This is a genomic window from Nocardia sp. NPDC005746 (assembly GCF_040630785.1).
In the GTDB taxonomy this organism is placed as follows: domain Bacteria; phylum Actinomycetota; class Actinomycetes; order Mycobacteriales; family Mycobacteriaceae; genus Nocardia.
In genome coordinates this window covers 27,023-43,233 of record NZ_JBEXYE010000009.1, presented here as the reverse complement: position 1 = coordinate 43,233, position 16,211 = coordinate 27,023, and the positions used below count along the sequence as shown (strand labels likewise).

Annotated in this window: 12 protein-coding genes; 4 read left to right on the top strand and 8 right to left on the bottom strand. The window is 69.5% G+C overall.

Features of this window, described 5'->3' with window-relative positions:
* Nucleotides 1-151 precede the first annotated feature (151 nt).
* Nucleotides 152-2,986: a DEAD/DEAH box helicase gene (locus tag ABZ412_RS18455; RefSeq protein WP_357282099.1), complete on the top strand. Its 2,835-nt coding sequence runs from the start codon at nt 152-154 to the stop codon at nt 2,984-2,986.
* The gene (locus ABZ412_RS18450) at nt 2,983-3,750 is read left to right on the top strand and encodes an SWIM zinc finger family protein (RefSeq protein ID WP_357282097.1); all 768 of its coding nucleotides are present in this window, start codon (nt 2,983-2,985) and stop codon (nt 3,748-3,750) included. Before ABZ412_RS18455 ends, ABZ412_RS18450 begins: the two co-directional genes overlap by 4 nt.
* A gap of 25 nt (nt 3,751-3,775) precedes the next feature.
* On the opposite strand, the gene ABZ412_RS18445 is transcribed toward ABZ412_RS18450, so the two are convergent.
* The 4 genes from ABZ412_RS18445 to ABZ412_RS18430 are packed head-to-tail and all read right to left on the bottom strand — an operon-like array spanning nt 3,776 to nt 7,749.
* Nucleotides 3,776-5,314 carry an NAD(P)/FAD-dependent oxidoreductase gene (locus tag ABZ412_RS18445; protein WP_357282372.1) on the bottom strand — a complete coding sequence of 513 codons (1,539 nt, stop codon included), beginning with the start codon at nt 5,312-5,314 and terminating at the stop codon, nt 3,776-3,778.
* Nucleotides 5,308-5,967, bottom strand: coding sequence for a hypothetical protein (locus ABZ412_RS18440; protein WP_357282096.1), 660 nt, complete (start codon nt 5,965-5,967; stop codon nt 5,308-5,310). Before ABZ412_RS18440 ends, ABZ412_RS18445 begins: the two co-directional genes overlap by 7 nt.
* Entirely contained in the window at nt 5,964-6,890 is a 927-nt protein-coding gene (locus ABZ412_RS18435; RefSeq protein ID WP_357282095.1) for a ferritin-like domain-containing protein, read from the bottom strand. The genes ABZ412_RS18440 and ABZ412_RS18435 overlap by 4 nt, the downstream gene beginning before the upstream one ends.
* A gap of 22 nt (nt 6,891-6,912) precedes the next feature.
* On the bottom strand, nt 6,913-7,749 hold the full coding sequence (locus ABZ412_RS18430; RefSeq protein ID WP_357282093.1) for an SDR family NAD(P)-dependent oxidoreductase: 837 nt from the start codon (nt 7,747-7,749) through the stop codon (nt 6,913-6,915).
* 104 nt (nt 7,750-7,853) lie between these two features.
* Here ABZ412_RS18430 and ABZ412_RS18425 point away from each other — a divergent pair, with 104 nt between their 5' ends.
* Entirely contained in the window at nt 7,854-8,522 is a 669-nt protein-coding gene (locus ABZ412_RS18425) for a TetR/AcrR family transcriptional regulator (protein WP_357282091.1), read from the top strand.
* Nucleotides 8,523-8,540: 18 nt separating this feature from the next.
* Here ABZ412_RS18425 and ABZ412_RS18420 read toward each other — a convergent pair whose 3' ends face one another.
* The 4 genes from ABZ412_RS18420 to icmF form a co-directional block, all read right to left on the bottom strand.
* The gene (locus tag ABZ412_RS18420; RefSeq protein WP_357282090.1) at nt 8,541-9,524 is read right to left on the bottom strand and encodes a methyltransferase; all 984 of its coding nucleotides are present in this window, start codon (nt 9,522-9,524) and stop codon (nt 8,541-8,543) included.
* Nucleotides 9,525-9,594: 70 nt separating this feature from the next.
* Nucleotides 9,595-10,671 (bottom strand): amidohydrolase family protein, encoded by a 1,077-nt coding sequence (locus tag ABZ412_RS18415; RefSeq protein WP_357282088.1) that lies wholly within the window; start codon nt 10,669-10,671, stop codon nt 9,595-9,597.
* A 112-nt stretch (nt 10,672-10,783) separates the two neighbouring features.
* On the bottom strand, nt 10,784-11,161 hold the full coding sequence (locus tag ABZ412_RS18410) for a hypothetical protein (protein WP_357282087.1): 378 nt from the start codon (nt 11,159-11,161) through the stop codon (nt 10,784-10,786).
* Nucleotides 11,162-11,353: 192 nt separating this feature from the next.
* A complete protein-coding gene (icmF, locus tag ABZ412_RS18405; protein WP_357282086.1) occupies nt 11,354-14,563 on the bottom strand; it encodes a fused isobutyryl-CoA mutase/GTPase IcmF in 3,210 nt (1,069 codons plus the stop codon).
* 124 nt (nt 14,564-14,687) lie between these two features.
* Here icmF and ABZ412_RS18400 point away from each other — a divergent pair, with 124 nt between their 5' ends.
* The gene (locus tag ABZ412_RS18400) at nt 14,688-16,211 is read left to right on the top strand and encodes a CoA-acylating methylmalonate-semialdehyde dehydrogenase (RefSeq protein WP_357282085.1); all 1,524 of its coding nucleotides are present in this window, start codon (nt 14,688-14,690) and stop codon (nt 16,209-16,211) included.

Below are 16,211 nucleotides of genomic sequence, written 5' to 3'. Positions count from 1 at the left end.
GTCGCGGTGATGTCGGGTGCGCACACAGGTGTCACCGACCTGCGGTGACCTGCGGATTTATCCAGTATGTGCCGTATCCGATCAGAAATAAAGAGGGACCTGACTCGCGGGTAGCGCGGGCCCTGTCGGGGCGGGCTGCTTGGATGGTCGGATGCTGCACGGACTATGGACGCCCGGGTCCGGGTTGGTGCTGTGGCACGACCCGGACGGCTTCGTGCTCGCCGACGAGACGGAGAAGCTGCCCGAGCCGCTGCGGTCGGTGGTGCGGGCGGCCAAGTGGCGGCACTGGGCCGAGGTCACGCTGGCGGGGGAGTACGGCAAGGAACGGGCCCGGGTGCGGGCGCACGCGCTGGCCCCGGAGGCGGCGGCCCGGGTGCTGCTGGGGGAGTTGCCGCCGCACTGGCCGGTAGCGGGTGATCTGCGCTATCTGGGGCATGTGGCGCGCGGGATCGAGCGCTGGGTGCGGGCGGGGCGGATCGTGCCGGAGATCCGCCGCGACGACGGCGAGTGGTGGGTGCGGTGGCGGCTGGTCGGCGGGCAGCGGCAGCGGGCCTGGCTGGCCGAGTTGGCCGTGGCCATGCCGTCGGCGCTGAAGGACCACGGCAGACCCGCCGACATCCTGGAGAACCTGGTCGCCGAGCTGACCGATCCCATTGCCAGGAAATGGATTTCCGAACGCGATCCCGGGATCGGTTCCGCGCCGACGGATTCGGTGTCGCATCCGCTGCTGCGGGCCCTGCTGGACGCCACACCGCTGGAGACCGGCTCGCATCGGGTGGCGGCGGTGCTCGAGGACTGGCGTACCAGTCTCACCGCGGGCGAACCCGATCTGGTGCTGCGACTGCTGGAACCCGACGGCGACGAGCCGGGTGAACTGTGGCGGCTCGAGGTCTGCCTGCGCGTCGAAGGTGAAGCGCCGCAACCGGTGCTGCTGCCCGGTGATCCGGTGCTGACCCGGCTGGCGGGGGAGAAGCTGAGCGCCGCCAAGGAGGTGTATCCGCGCCTGCGGGACCTGCCCGGCGATCCGCGCAGCATGGACCTGTTCCTGCCCACCGAGGTGGTGATGGACCTGGTGGCGCACGGCGCGAACGCGCTGGCCGCCGCCGGGGTGCGTCTCATGCTGCCCCGCGCCTGGCGGGTCGCCGCGCCGACCATGAAACTGCGAGTGCAGAGCCCGGCGGCCACCGAAACCGCCGTGGGGCTCGAGGGTTTGGTGACGTTCCGGTGGGAGCTGGCGCTGGGCGACACCGTGCTGACGCCCGCGGAGATGGCGCGGCTGGTGGACGCGAAATCGGATCTGGTGCGCCTGCGCGGCGACTGGGTGCAGGCCGACCATCGCATGCTCGCCGCGGCCGCCGACTACGTCTCGGGCCGCACCGACGGCACCGAGACCACCATCGGCGGCCTGTTCGCGGAGCTGTCCGCCCACCCGGTGATCGGCGTGCCGCTGGACGAGGTCACCGCGACCGGCTGGGCGGCAGAGCTTTTCGACGGCGAGCGCGCCACCGAGCCGGTGCCCGACCCGGTCGGCCTGAAGGCCCAGCTGCGGCCCTATCAGCAGCGCGGCCTGGCCTGGCTGGCGACGATGAGCCGCCTGGGCTGCGGTGCGATCCTCGCCGACGACATGGGCCTGGGCAAGACCGTGCAGGTGCTGGCCCTGCTGGCGCACGAGCGGGAGACGGCCGCCGAGTCGCCCGACCCCACCCTGCTGGTGTGCCCGATGTCGGTGGTGGGCAACTGGCAGCGGGAGGCCGAGCGCTTCGCCCCGGATCTGCGCGTGCTGGTGCACCACGGCCCCGCCCGCCGCTCGGGCGCGGAACTGGATGCGGCGGTGACGGATTCGGATCTGGTGGTCACCACCTACGCCCTGCTGGCCCGCGATGTGGAGGAGCTGAAGCGGCAGGACTGGCAGCGGGTGGTGCTGGACGAGGCGCAGCACATCAAGAACGCCGGGACCCGGCAGGCGCGCGCGGCCCGGCTGGTCCCGGCGCGACATCGCCTGGCGCTCACCGGAACCCCGGTGGAGAATCGCCTGGAGGAGTTGCGGTCGATCCTGGATTTCGCCAATCCCAAGCTGCTGGGCAAGGCGTCGGAGTTCCACGCCCGGTTCGCGGTCCCGATCGAGCGTGAGCACGACGAGAACGCCGTCACCCGCCTGCGTGCCATCACCTCGCCGTTCGTGCTGCGCCGGGTCAAGACCGATCCGGCGGTGATCTCGGATCTGCCGGAGAAGATCGAGATGACGGTGCGGGCCAACCTGACCGTGGAGCAGGCCGCGCTGTATCAGGCTGTCCTGGACGATATGTCGGCCAAACTGAAGGCCGCCGAGGGCATGGAACGCAAGGGCGCGGTACTGGCCGCGCTGACCCGGCTCAAGCAGGTCTGCAACCACCCGGCCCACTACCTGAACGACGGTTCGCCGGTGCTGCGCCGCGGTCAGCACCGGTCCGGGAAGCTGGCGCTGGTCGAGGACATCCTGGAATCGGTGATCGCCGACGGGGAACGCGCCCTGATGTTCACCCAGTTCGCGGAGTTCGGAAAGCTGCTGGCCCCCTTCCTGTCCGAGCGTTTCGGGGCCGAGGTCCCGTTCCTGCACGGCGGGGTGAGCAAGCAGGCGCGCGACGCCATGGTGCGGGACTTCCAGGGCGGCGACGGCCCGCCGCTGATGCTGCTGTCGCTCAAGGCCGGCGGCACCGGCCTCAATCTCACCGCCGCCAATCACGTGGTGCACCTGGACCGCTGGTGGAATCCGGCGGTGGAGAACCAGGCCACCGACCGTGCCTTCCGGATCGGCCAGCGCCGGGATGTGCAGGTGCGCAAGCTGGTCTGCGTCGACACCATCGAGGAGCGCGTGGACGACATGCTGAAGGGCAAGAGCCGGCTGGCCGATCTCACCGTCGGCGCCGGCGAGCACTGGATCACCGAACTCGGCGACGAGGAGCTGCGGGAACTGTTCGCGCTGGGAGCGGAGGCGGTCGGCGAATGAACGATGTCATCGACTTCGGCGGGTACGGCAAGCGCCGCCCGGTGCGCGGCGGGGTGCCGGCGCGCAGCCGCCGCGGCGCCGCCTTCGCCCGGACTTGGTGGGGCCGTGCCTTTCTGGACGCCGTGGAGCAGGTCGCCGACGCCGGGCGGCTCTCGCGCGGCCGCTCCTACGCCCGCACCGGCCAGGTGATCAACTACCGGCTCGAGGAGGGCATGGTGACCGCGGAGGTGCAGGGCAGTCAGCCCCGCCCCTTCGTCTCCGTGCTGACCATGCGCACCTTCGACCGTCACCACCTGGAGGAACTCGCGGACGCGGTGCGCGAGTCGCCGGGCATGCTGGGCGAGATCGCGGCGGGCACGCTGCCCCGGGCGCTGGGCCCGCTGCTGCTGCCGACGACGGTGTCCGAACTCGACTTCTCCTGCAGCTGCCCGGATCACGGCTGGCCCTGCAAGCACGCGGCCGCCATCTGCTACGTGGTGGCGGAACGGCTCGACGAGCACCCGACCGACCTGCTCACCCTGCGCGGGATCCGGCTCGACGACCTCATCGGCGGCCTGTTGCAGAGCGAGACCCTCGACTGCGGCGACCTGTACGGCGAGCACGCGGCGCTGCCCACGCTGCCGGATCCCGAATTCCATCCGGCTCCCGACGATCTGGACCCGGTGCTGTTGCGCCAGGCCCTGCGCATGACCTCCGAGGACGAGCAGTCCGTCGCCGCCGGGCTGCGGCAACTGCGCGACCTCTACCGCTCCTTGGACCGCTGAGGGCTGTTCCCCGGCCCGCCGCGGGTCAGGCCGTGGCGGTCCGGGTGGCGGGCCGATCGTCGGTGCGGCGTCCGCCGGGTGCTTCGAAGGTGTAGTCGGTCAGGTCGAAATGGGCTGCCCGCCAGGCGGCTTCGGGCGTGCTCATGGCCCGCAACGGGACATCCCCGTTCTTGTCGAAGTAGTAGGAGTTGGCCAGTGTGCAGCTGTCCTGCCAGAACACCTGGGTGCCGCGCCGCGACATCATCTCCTGGAAGTACCGCTCGTTGGCGGCGGCGGTGACCTCCACCCGGGTGGCGGCGTGGCGACGGGCCTGGCGGAGCAGCCGCAGGATGTGGGTGGTCTGCATCTCGATGAGCGTGAAGTAGGACGCCCCGTTGTACCCGTAGGGCCCGATGATGGTGAAGAAGTTCGGGAATCCGGGCACGCTGACACCCTCGTAGGCCTGCAGCCGGTGGGTGTCCCACCAATCTTCCAGCCGCAGTCCGCCGCTGCCGTGCAGGTCGAAGGTGGGCATATTGCCCGACTCCATCACCTTGAAGCCGGTGGCCATGATGAGCACGTCGACCTGGTGGTGGCGGCCGGTGGTGCGCAGACCGCTCGCGGTGATCTCGGTGATGGGATCGGTTTCGAGGGTGACGTTCTCGCGGTTGAAGGTCTTCAGGTAGTCGTTGGAGAACGACGGCCGCTTGCAGCCCAGCGCGTAGTCGGGCGTGAGCTTCGCGCGAATCTCGGGGTCCCGCACCTGATCCCGCAGGTGCGCGAGCCCGGTGCGCTCGCCGAGCTTCACGATCGGCAGCACCTTGTAGTAGTGCGCCGACAGCGGGAAGGTCAGTTCCACGAACGCCTGGCTGATCCAGCGGGTGACGAACTGCCCGCCGGGCAGCCGCATGAGTGCGCGGGCCACCGGCGGCATGGGCGCGTCGGGCCGCGGCAGGCACCAGATCGGGGTGCGCTGGAAGACCACCAGTTCCGACACCCGCGGCGCGATCTCGGGGATGATCTGGATGGCCGAGGCCCCGGTCCCGATGATCCCGACCCGTTTGCCGCGCAGGTCGATGTCGTGATCCCAGCGCGCGGTGTGCATGGTGACGCCCCGGAACCGTTCCGCCCCCGCGATGTCCGGCAGTTTCGGGCGGGTCAGCACCCCGGTCGCGCCGATGAGGAATCGGCAGGTCAGCTCGTCGCCGTCGCTGGTGTGCAGCCGCCACAGGTGCAGGTCGTCGTCGAAGTCGGCGCGTTCGATGGTGGTGCCGAACCGGATCCGTGGCCGCAGCCCGTACTTCTGCACGCACCGCTCGGCGTAGGCCTTCAGCTCCCGGCCCGGGGCGTACACCCGCGACCACGAGTTCTGCTTCTCGAACGAGTACTGGTAGCTGAACGACGGAATGTCCACCGCGATACCGGGATAGGTGTTCCAATGCCAGGTCCCGCCCGGCCCGTCGGCCTCGTCGATCATGACGAAGTCGTCGAATCCGGCCTTGCGCAGGGCGATCGCGGTCCCGATCCCCGAGAAACCGGCCCCTACGATGATGATCTGATGGTCGACGACGGTTCTTGTCACGATGGGTCCTCCGCGTAGATGATGCAGTCCACTCGATGCTCGATCCCGTCCACGGTGCGAATCCCGAGCGGTGCGAGCCGGGCGATGGGCCAGCTGACGAGCGTGCAGTTCGGCTGCCGCAGGGCCCGGTAGTAGCGGCCGTGCACCCGCACCGCCGCCCGTTGGTCCGGCGTCAATTGCCGCCGCACCCACGAATCCCCGACCTGCGCACGCAGATTCGCCGCGGCCACCCGCCGCAGCACCTGTCGCCCGCCCCAGCGCAGGGCGTCGAGGCCGAATCGCCCCGGCGCGCCGGGCCCGGGCGCCGCCCGTGACGCAGCGGCGGCGGGGGTGACGGGGTCACCGGGAAGCGGTGGCGCCGAGTCCGCGGGGAGCGTTCCGAGCGCGCCGGCGGGCACCCGGCCGAGCAGCAGCCGGAGGCCGGGCAGCGGCGGCGTGGGCAGGATCCACACCGGATCATGCTGGAAGACGGTCACTCTGCGCGCCCGCGCGGCCACCGGGGGAACGACGGTCGCGAGCGCGGCCCCGCCACCGACCACCGCGACGTGCAGACGGTCCAGCGCGTATTGATCCTTCCAATGCGCGCAATGGATGGTGGGCCCGGTGTAGGCGTCCCGGGCCCCGCCGCCCGCGCCGCCCCGGATCGGGGCGCTCATTTCGCCACCGGCTCATAGGTCAGTGCCTTGGACCAGGACGGGGTATGGCGGCGCAGCAGCCGTTCGGGCAGGCGGTCGATGGCCTTGTTCAACGCGTCGTTGATGCCCTGGATCGGCTGCAGGCGGTTGATGGTGGCCTTCCCGTGCAGGCGGACCACATGGTAGAGCGGCAGGCGTTGGATATCGGGGCCGCGTTCACCGGCTTTCTCGTAGCGCCGCACGGCATTCCACAGCTTCTCCTCGTCGAGCCCCATGGCCATGATGTTGGTGGACATGCGCGACAGCAGCGGCGTGTACAGCAGGGCCCCCATCAGCAGGGTGGGGCGCAGCGCGAAACCGGCCGTCTCGATGGCGATGCGCCGCATCGGTCCCGCGCCGAGTTGCTCGAGCACCTGGAAGCCGACCGCCAGATGCCGGGACTCGTCGCTGTTGATGTGCCGGAACACCTCGTGGCACAGGGGGTCTCGCACCTCATCGAGCAGGAACTTCACCAGTGCGCCGTCGAGCGCGCACTCGAGCGAGGGGATCACGGTACCGAGCACCGGCAGCGACAGCTGGTCGCCGTACCGGTCCAGCCATTGGATGACGAGCTGAATGTTCTTGTTGGGCAGCGGCATCGCGTCCCCGTCGAGCATGCCCCAGCGGCGCATCAACGCCAGTTCGGCATTGGCGTGCTTCTGTTCCTCGGCGTGGAAGTGCCGGTAGATCTCCTTGAGCGGGCCGTCCGGCGCGTGCAGCGTGAGGGCGGCGAAGCCGCGCGCGCCCACGTGTTCGATCCACACCAGGTCGGCCATGAAGGTGGCCAGCGCCGGGCGTTGCTCATCGGTGATGAGCTCGGCTCCCGGTGCGTCCCAGTCGATGTCGGCCAGCGCCCACTGCCGGTCCCGGACCACGGTGAGCATGTCGGAATACGCGAACGCCATTGTTCTGCTCCTCGCTGCATGGCTACCGCACCAGCCGCTCCAGTAATCCGGCGGCGCGGGTGTAGGTTTCGGGCAGCAGTCGCTTGGACTGCCAGATCGCCTTGGCCTCGAGCTGCGGGACCACGTAGAGCTGACCGTGGTCGACGGCGTCGAGGGTGGCGCGGGCGATGGCCGCGGGCGGGCGTCCGGTCCAGCGCAGCAGGCGGTCGCCCCACAGCTGCACGGTCTCGTCGCCGATCGAAACGCCTTCCAGGATATTGGTTCTCACCCCGGTCGGGCAGAGCACGGTGACGGTGACGCCGGTCCCGGACAGCTCCGCGGCGAGCGTCTCCGACAGCGCCAGCACCCCGGCCTTGGACACGTTGTAGGCGGCCATGCGCGGCGCGGACCCGAAGGCGGCGGCGGAGGCGACATTCACGATGGACCCGTGTCCGGCGGCGCGCAGCCGGGGCGCGAAGACGTGGCAGCCGTGGATGACGCCCCACAGGTTCACGTCCAGCACCTGATGCCATTCCTCGGGTGGGGTCTCGCCGATGACGGTGCCGCCGCGGCCGATGCCCGCATTGTTGACCACCAGGTCCGGGCTCTTGCCGAACCATTCCTCGGCGGTGTTCGCGAGCGCGGTGACCTGCGCCAGGCTGCTCACGTCGCAGCCGGTGTCGAAGGCCTTGCCCCCGATGTCGCCGACCAGTTCGGCGGTCTCACGGGCGCGGTTGGGGTCGAGGTCGGAGCAGACGACGCGTCCACCCCGTGTGCCGATCTCGAGGGCGAAGGCGCGGCCGATGCCGCTGCCCGCACCGGTCACCACCGCGTCCGCCTGCCGAGTGCGGTGGGTTCCGCCGAAAGGATTGAGTCGCATGGGAACTCCCGGGAGCGTGCCATCCGGGCAGTCAAGTGGTGGCGTGTGCCACCACTGGCCGCACCTGCCACCAATTAGGCTCCGGATGCGCTATTTTGTCAACTATGGACGTGCCCGCGACGGCGACGACCGACCTGACCGCGACACCCGGGCGGCGCGGCGGCACCTGGGGTGGCCGCACGCAGGAGCAGCGCCGGGCCGAACGCCGCGAGCGGCTGATCACGGCGGCCCTGGACATCTGGCTCGAGCACGGCTGGGCCGCGGTCACCATGCGCGGCGTGTGCACCCGCGCGGGCCTCAACGACCGCTACTTCTACGAGCACTTCGCCGACCGCGACGACCTGCTGGGCGCGGTCTGGGACGAGGTCGGATTCCAGGTGCTGGGCGAACTCTCGGCCGTGGTCGCCGACAATCTCGCGCACCCGGCGCTGGGCATCCTGCACCTGGCCATCGCCCGCGCCGTGGAACTGCAATCCCAGGGCCCGGCCCGCATCCTGTTCGGTGATCACTCGGGCAGCCGCGTGCTCGAGCAGCGCCGCACCGCCCTGCTCACCGAGGCCACCGACCTGCTCATCGCCACCGCCCGCCCGTACCTGCGCCCGGGCGTCGACGAATCCGACCTGCGCATGGGCGTGCTGATGAGCATCGGCGGCTTCATCGAACTGCTGACCGCCTGGCGGGCCGGGATCATCGAGGCCGACGCCGCCCGCATCGTCGATCACGTCAGCCACGCGGCCGATCTGCTCGGCGCGGAATACCTGGCCCTGCCCTGACCGAAACCCCGGCGGCCGCTACTTGACGGCCCACACCATCGATTCCGGCCCGGCGAGGTGCTCGGTCTGCGGGTCGTGGAACCCGGCGTCGGCGAGCCAGCCGCGCAGGTCGGTCGCGGTGTAGTCGAAGCCGCCGGGCGTCTCGATCAGCATGTTGAGGCTCATCAGCAGGCCGGGCAGATTGGTGCGGCGATCATCGTCGATGAGGGATTCGTAGATCAGGATCGCGCCGCCCTCGGGCAGCGCGCGGTAGGCCTTCTCCAGCAGCATGCGCTTGGTGTCGAGATCCCAGTCGTGCAGGATGTGGCCGAAGACCAGGACATCGGCCTCGGGCAGCTCCTCCGCGAAGAAGTCCCCGGCCCGGAAGCTGCTCCGATCCGCCACCGGGGCAATGTATTCGGTGAAGATCGGCTCGACGGGGGCCAGGTCGTAGCCGATGCCGTGCAGGTGCGGATTGGTCTCCAGGACGGTGCGCAGCAGCGCGCCCTGGGCGGTGCCGATATCGGCGACGGTCTTCCAGCGCTGCCACGGGAAGACCTCGGCGATGACGTGCGCGCCGGGCAGTGACAGCCCGGTCATGGCGCGCTGGAAGTCGTAGAGCCGCTCGGGATCCTGGTACAGCTCGGTGAAGTCACGGCCCTCGCGGGCCTCGTTCTGGGGTAGCCCGGTGCGCAGGCCCTCGGTCAGATGGCCCCAGAAGGGATACAGCCGTGCCGCCGCCATCTCCAGGAAGCCGCCGATGTACTCGCTGCCGGTGCTGTCCAGATAGGTGGCGGTGTCGGCGGTGTTGGCGTACCGGCCGTCGGTGCGCCGCAGCATCTCCATGGCGACGAGCGCGTCGAAGAAGTCACGGGCGGACCGCGGGTGCAGGCCGAGTTCGCGCCGCAGCTGCTCGGCGGTCAGCTGGCGATGCCCGAGCACCGTGAACACCCCGAGTTCGACGGCGCTGAGCAAGGTCCGGGACTCCCAGAAACCCATTCCGATCCGCAGGATCCGCTCCATGGCGCATCACGATAGCCAGCGTGACGCTCCGCCACGGCCGGACCCGGCAAATTCGGAGCACCCGACCGGATCAGAGCATGTCGAGCCCGTAGATCCGTTCGGCATTGCGGCGGAACACCTGCTCGATGGCCTTGTCGTCGGCCCCGTGCCCGGCCAGCGCGGTGGCCACCGCGTTCGCGGCGTTCGGGATGCTCGTAATCGGCTTGTCCACCGGGAAATTCGAGCCCCAGATCAGCCGGTCGGAGCCGAAGACGTCCAGCGCGTGCTCCAGCATCGGCGAAATCCGTTCCACCAGTACCGGAACCGGCGTCGGCTCGCCGCGTTTGGGCACCGGGTGGCCGAGGATGGGCATCATCAGCCCGCTCACCTTGGCCACCACATTGGGGTGCGCGGCCAGCGCGGTGAGGTCGTCGCGCCAGCGCAGGAACAGCTCGCGCCGCCGGCCCGGATTCCTGCCGGTCTCTCGCCCGACCGGCCCGAAAACGCCCGCGGGCGTGCCGAGATGGTTGAGCACGATGGTGGTGTCCGGATACCGCTCGGCCAGCGCCGTCACCTCGGGCAGCTGGCCGGAGTACACCCATGCCTCGAACGCGAGCCCGCGGTCGGCCAGTGCGCCGAACCCGTTGAGGAAGGCGGTGGAGGTGAGTTTGCCCGGCGCCTCGCAGGTCGCCCGCACATCCGGATCCGGGTGGTATTCGACGCGGGTGCGCACGCCCCGGAACAGTGGGGACGCGGCCTGATGCGCGTCCAGCAACTCGGCGAATTCGGGTGTGACGGGGTCGGCCGCGCCCATGATCGCGCCCAGGGCGGGGGTGTCCACGCCCCACGGCAGGCTTGCCACCCACCGGGTCTCGTCGACGGGCCCGAGCGGGCCGTTGCCGACCCATTCCACCTCGATGTGCACGATCGCCTCGACCGGCACCTCGCCCGCATCGGAGTCGTAGTCGCGTGGCAGATAGGGGCGCATGAACGGCGTGGGGTCCCCCACGAACTCGCGATCACGGCGCGGCGCGAGCCGTTTGGCCCAGTCGACCGGCACCGGTACGTATCGGAACAGCTTCGCCAGGCCGCTGAACTCGCGCGGCGTGGTCATCGGATCCCACTGGTGAATGTGCGCGTCCACCACGGTCATTCCCGCAAACTCCATGGGGTGCCTTCCGTCGGGGTCAGCCTGTCCGGATTGTTCCACAGAGACGCCCGTGCCGCGCTCGCCTGAGCGAACGCGGCACGGAGTTTGCCCGGGGAGGTGTGGCGGTGCGTTACGGCAGCACCTGCGGGATGGCGTTGGGGTCGAGCAGGCCGACCAGCGCGCCGATGCCGCCGCCGATCAGGGCGCCCAGGGCGGAGCCGCCCAGCGCGCCGGGGATGGAGCCGACGACCGAGCCGAGTGCCGCGCCGCCCGCGCTGCCGGTGAGGGCGCCCGCGGCCGCGCCGTTCAGGGCCGGGTCCGGGAACATCGCGTTCGGGTTGGTGGCCACCGGATCCAGCGGAATGCCCTCGGAGACCGGGGTGACCTGGATCGGCGCGCTGTCGGGGGCCTCGGCGTTGGCCGCGCCGGCGAACAGGGTGGCTGCCGCGGCGAGCGACATGGTGATGGTGGCGAGCTTGGCGGTGGTTCTCATGGTCGTTCTACGCATGATCGTCTTCCTGTCAGCCGCAATCGAACCGAACAGTTCCGGTATAGCCGAGAAATTGCTGCCGATCGGAAATTGCCATACACCCTGGACGGTGTTAGCACTCGCCAGTGTGGGATCGCGGATGAAAGCAATAGCGCCCCGCTATATTTCGAGATATAGCGGGGCGCTGTCGGTCAGCGGGCCCGGGAGTGATCAAACGTTGCGGCGATACTGGCCACCCACGGTGAAGAAGGTGTCGGTGACCTGCTGCAGCGTGCACACCCGCGCGGCGTCCATCAATACCTCGAAGGCGTTCTCGTCGCTCGCCGCGGCCGCCGCGAGCCGGGCCAGCGCGGCCGGGGCCTCGTCGCGATGTCGCTCGGTGAATTCGCTGACTCGTTGCAGCTGAGACTGTTTCTCGGCCTCCGTGCCACGCGCCAATTCCAGTACCCGGTGTTCTTCCTCGTGCGTATTGCGGAAGGTGTTGACTCCGATCAGCGGCAGGCTCCCGTCGTGCTTGCGGCGCTCGTAGAGCATGGACTCGTCCTGGATCCGGCCGCGCTGATACCCGGTCTCCATCGCGCCCAGCACCCCGCCGCGTTCGCTGATCCGCTCGAACTCCCGCAGCACCGCCTCCTCCACCAGATCGGTGAGCTCGTCGATGACGAAGCTGCCCTGCAACGGGTTCTCGTTCATCGCCAGCCCCCACTCCCGGTTGATGATGAGCTGGATGGCCAGCGCCCGGCGCACCGATTCCTCGGTGGGCGTGGTGACCGCCTCGTCGTAGGCATTGGTGTGCAGGCTGTTGCAGTTGTCGTAGATCGCGATCAGCGCCTGCAGGGTGGTGCGAATGTCGTTGAAGCTCATCTCCTGTGCGTGCAGCGACCGCCCGGAGGTCTGCACGTGGTACTTGAGCTTCTGCGATCGTTCGCCGGCCCCGTACTCGTCGCGCATGGCGATCGCCCAGATGCGCCGCGCCACCCGGCCGATCACCGAGTATTCGGCGTCCATCCCGTTGGAGAAGAAGAACGACAGGTTGGGCGCGAAATCGTCGATGTCCATGCCGCGCGCCAGATACGCCTCCACATAGGTGAAGCCGTTGGCGAGGGTGAAGGCCAGCTGGCTGATCGGGTTCGCCCCGGCCTCGGCGATGTGATAGCCGGAGATGGACACCGAGTAGAAGTTGCGAACACCGTTGCGCACGAACCACTCCTGGATATCGGCCATCATGCGCAGGCTGAACTCGGTGGAGAAGATGCAGGTGTTCTGGCCCTGATCCTCCTTGAGGATGTCGGCCTGCACGGTGCCGCGCACGGTGGCCAGGGTGCGGGCGCGCAGGTCCGCGGCCTCCGCGTCGGTGGGTTCGCGGCCCTGCTCGGCCGAGAACTCCTCGCGCGCTTGATCGATGGCGGCATTGAGGTAGTAGGCCAGGATGGTCGGCGCGGGCCCGTTGATGGTCATGGACACCGAGGTGCTGGGCGCGTCCAGATCGAACCCGGCGTACAGCGCCTTCATATCGTCGAGCGTGGCGATGGAGACCCCGGACGTGCCGACCTTGCCGTAGATATCGGGCCGCTCGGCCGGATCGTGCCCGTACAGGGTCACCGAGTCGAACGCCGTCGAAAGCCGTTTGGCGTCGGCGTGTTCGGACAGCACCCGGAACCGCCGATTGGTGCGGAACGCGTCGCCCTCGCCCGCGAACATGCGCGCCGGATCCTCGTTGTCTCGTTTGAACGGGAACACCCCGGCCGTGAACGGGAACCGCCCGGGCAGATTCTCCGACCGCAGGAACCGCAGCAGTTCACCGTGATCGGTGAAGCGGGGGAGCGCCACCCGCGGAATCGAGCTGCCGGACAGGGTCTCCCGGCGCAGCGTGGTCCGCAGTTCCCGGTCCCGGACCCGCACCACCTGCTCTTCGCCGCGATAGGACTCCGCGACGGCGGGCCATTCCGCCAGCAGGGCGGCGTTCTCGGGCGCCAGCTCCCGCTCGGCCCGGGCGAGCAGATCGCTCACGGATTCGTCGTCCGGCAGTTCGGCGAGCACCTGCTCGACGCGCTGCACCCGCTGCGCCGCCTCGAGCTGCCGGGCGGTCGCCGCGTGGTAATCCCGGACCGTCTCGGCGATCTCGGCCAGGTAGCGCACCCGCGCGGGCGGAATGATCTGCGCGAACCGCGTCGAGGCGCGGGTTTCCACCCGCGGCAGCACGCCCTCCTGGAGCGGCAGCCCGCGCTCGGCGAGCAGCCCGGTCAGATGGTGGTAGAGCGCCGTCACGCCGTCGTCGTTGAACGTGGCCGCGCTGGTGCCGAACACCGGCATGTCCTCGGGCAGGGCGTGGAAGTCCTCGCGATTGCGCACCAGCTGCCGCGATACGTCCCGGAGCGCGTCCTCGGCCCCGCGCCGCTCGAACTTGTTGATGGCCACCACATCCGCGAAGTCGAGCATGTCGATCTTCTCGAGCTGGGAGGCCGCCCCGAACTCCGGCGTCATCACGTACAGCGACACGTCCACGTGCTCGGCGATGGCCGCGTCACCCTGCCCGATGCCGGGGGTCTCCAGGATCACCAGGTCGAATCCCGCTGCCTTGCAGGCGATCAGCATGGCGTCGATATTGTTCGGCACCTCCCGCTCGCCCCGGGTGGCCAGGGACCGGAAGTAGACGCGTTCCCCGTCCAGGGCGTTCATCCGGATCCGGTCGCCGAGCAGCGCGCCGCCGCCGCGTCGCCGGGTGGGGTCCACCGCCAGGATCGCGACCCGCAGCTTGTCCTGCTGGTCGGTGCGCAGCCGCCGCACGAGTTCGTCCGTGAGGGAGGACTTTCCGGAGCCGCCGGTCCCGGTGATGCCGAGCACCGGCACCTGCCGCGCCGCCGCCGCGGCCGTCAGGGCGGCCAGGTCGTCCGGCGGCAGCGTCCCCTGTTGCAGGCAGGTGAGCGTGCGGGCCAAGGCCGCCCGATCGCCGCTCAGCACTGCGTCGACGGGGGCGGGTGTCTGTGAGAGATCCACGTCGCACGCCGAAATCAGCTGATTGATCATGCCCGGCAGCCCGAGCCGCTGCCCGTCCTCGGGGGAGAAGATGGTCACCCCCGACTCCCGCAGCCGGGAGATCTCCTCGGGAATGATCACCCCGCCGCCCCCGCCGAAGATCTTCACGTGCCCGGCCCCGGCCTCTGTCAAAGCCTGCGCCAGGTACTCGAAGTACTCGATGTGCCCGCCTTGATACGAGCTGACGGCCACCCCCTGCACGTCCTCGGTGACGGCCGCGTCCACGACCTCGCGCACGGCCCGGTTATGCCCCAGATGAATCACCTCCGCCCCCTGCGCCTGGAGGATTCTTCGCATGATGTTGATGGCCGCGTCATGGCCATCGAAGAGCGCAGCGGCGGTGACGAACCGCACTGGATTTACCGGGACATGCAGATCTGGCATGCCAATCCTCCGCACGGAGAGCCTGTAGGTGCTGTGAATTATCCCACAGCCAATACTTGGATGTCCAACTATAGGATCGCCACATACCGCGCAAATGGCGCGCAAGCTTCGAGACAGGACTGGCATGGTTCGCGAACTGACTCACTTCATCGACGGCAAGCACGTACCGGGAACCTCCGGCAAATTCGGGGATGTCTTCAACCCGAGCACCGGGCAGGTCCAGGCGCGGGTACCGCTGGCGAGCAAGAGTGAGGTCGAGGCGGTCATCGCGAACGCGGCCGCCGCACAGCCCGCCTGGGCCGCCACCAATCCGCAGAAGCGGGCCCGCGTGCTCATGAAGTTCCTGACCCTGGTGCAGGACGAGATGGACTCGCTGGCCGCCCTGCTCTCCGCCGAGCACGGCAAGACCATCGCCGACGCCAAGGGCGACATCCAGCGCGGCCTCGAGGTGATCGAATTCGCCGTCGGCATCCCGCACCTGCTCAAGGGCGAGTACACCGAGAGCGCCGGCACCGGCATCGACGTCTACTCCATGCGCCAGCCGCTCGGCGTGGTCGCCGGCATCACCCCGTTCAACTTCCCGGCCATGATCCCGCTGTGGAAGGCCGGACCCGCCCTCGCCTGCGGAAACGCCTTCGTACTCAAGCCTTCCGAGCGTGACCCCTCGGTGCCGCTGCGCCTGGCCGAGCTGTTCCTCGAGGCCGGACTGCCCGCGGGCATCTTCAATGTCGTCAACGGCGACAAGGAAGCCGTCGACACGCTGCTGAACGACGAGCGGATCAAGGCCGTCGGCTTCGTCGGCTCCACCCCGATCGCGCAGTACATCTACGAGACCGCCACCGCCAACGGCAAGCGCGCCCAGTGCTTCGGCGGTGCCAAGAACCACGCCATCGTGATGCCCGACGCCGACCTCGACGATGTGGCCGACCAGCTCATCGGCGCGGGCTACGGCTCCGCGGGCGAGCGCTGCATGGCCATCTCGGTGGCGGTGCCGGTCGGCGAGGAGACCGCGGATCGCCTGCGCGCCAAGCTCGTCGAGCGCATCGGCAAGCTGAACGTCGGCCTCTCCGACGACCCGGGCGCCGACTTCGGCCCGCTGGTCGGCCGTGACGGCGTGGACCGCGTGAACAACTACGTGCAGATCGGCGTCGACGAGGGCGCGGAGCTGGTCATCGACGGCCGCGGCCTGGTGGTCGAGGGCGGCGAGGACGGATTCTTCGCGGGCGCTTCGCTGTTCGACAATGTCACCCCCGAGATGCGGATCTACCAGGAAGAGATCTTCGGCCCCGTGCTGGCCCTGGTCCGCGCCAAGGACTACGAAGAGGCGCTGCGCCTGCCCAACGAGCACGAGTACGGCAACGGCGTCGCCATCTTCACCCGCGACGGCGACACCGCCCGCGACTTCGCGGCCCGCGTGCAGGTCGGCATGGTCGGCATCAACGTCCCGATCCCGGTGCCGATCGCGTACCACACCTTCGGCGGCTGGAAGCGGTCCGGCTTCGGCGATCTCAACCAGCACGGCCCGGACTCGATCCGCTTCTACACCAAGACCAAGACGGTGACGCAGCGCTGGCCGGCAGGCGGAAAGGAGACCGCGTCCTCGGGCGGCTCCGCCGCCAACGCCTTCGTCATCCCGACCATGGACTGA

Bases quoted from the DNA above. Each gene is read 5' to 3' on its own strand.
- ABZ412_RS18455 (WP_357282099.1), top strand. From the start codon at position 152: ATGCTGCACGGACTATGGACGCCCGGGTCCGGGTTGGTGCTGTGGCAC.
- ABZ412_RS18450 (WP_357282097.1), top strand. From the start codon at position 2,983: ATGAACGATGTCATCGACTTCGGCGGGTACGGCAAGCGCCGCCCGGTG.
- ABZ412_RS18440 (WP_357282096.1), bottom strand. From the start codon at position 5,967: ATGAGCGCCCCGATCCGGGGCGGCGCGGGCGGCGGGGCCCGGGACGCC.
- ABZ412_RS18435 (WP_357282095.1), bottom strand. From the start codon at position 6,890: ATGGCGTTCGCGTATTCCGACATGCTCACCGTGGTCCGGGACCGGCAG.
- ABZ412_RS18430 (WP_357282093.1), bottom strand. From the start codon at position 7,749: ATGCGACTCAATCCTTTCGGCGGAACCCACCGCACTCGGCAGGCGGAC.
- ABZ412_RS18425 (WP_357282091.1), top strand. From the start codon at position 7,854: ATGGACGTGCCCGCGACGGCGACGACCGACCTGACCGCGACACCCGGG.
- ABZ412_RS18420 (WP_357282090.1), bottom strand. From the start codon at position 9,524: ATGGAGCGGATCCTGCGGATCGGAATGGGTTTCTGGGAGTCCCGGACC.
- ABZ412_RS18415 (WP_357282088.1), bottom strand. From the start codon at position 10,671: ATGGAGTTTGCGGGAATGACCGTGGTGGACGCGCACATTCACCAGTGG.
- ABZ412_RS18410 (WP_357282087.1), bottom strand. From the start codon at position 11,161: ATGCGTAGAACGACCATGAGAACCACCGCCAAGCTCGCCACCATCACC.
- icmF (WP_357282086.1), bottom strand. From the start codon at position 14,563: ATGCCAGATCTGCATGTCCCGGTAAATCCAGTGCGGTTCGTCACCGCC.
- ABZ412_RS18400 (WP_357282085.1), top strand. From the start codon at position 14,688: ATGGTTCGCGAACTGACTCACTTCATCGACGGCAAGCACGTACCGGGA.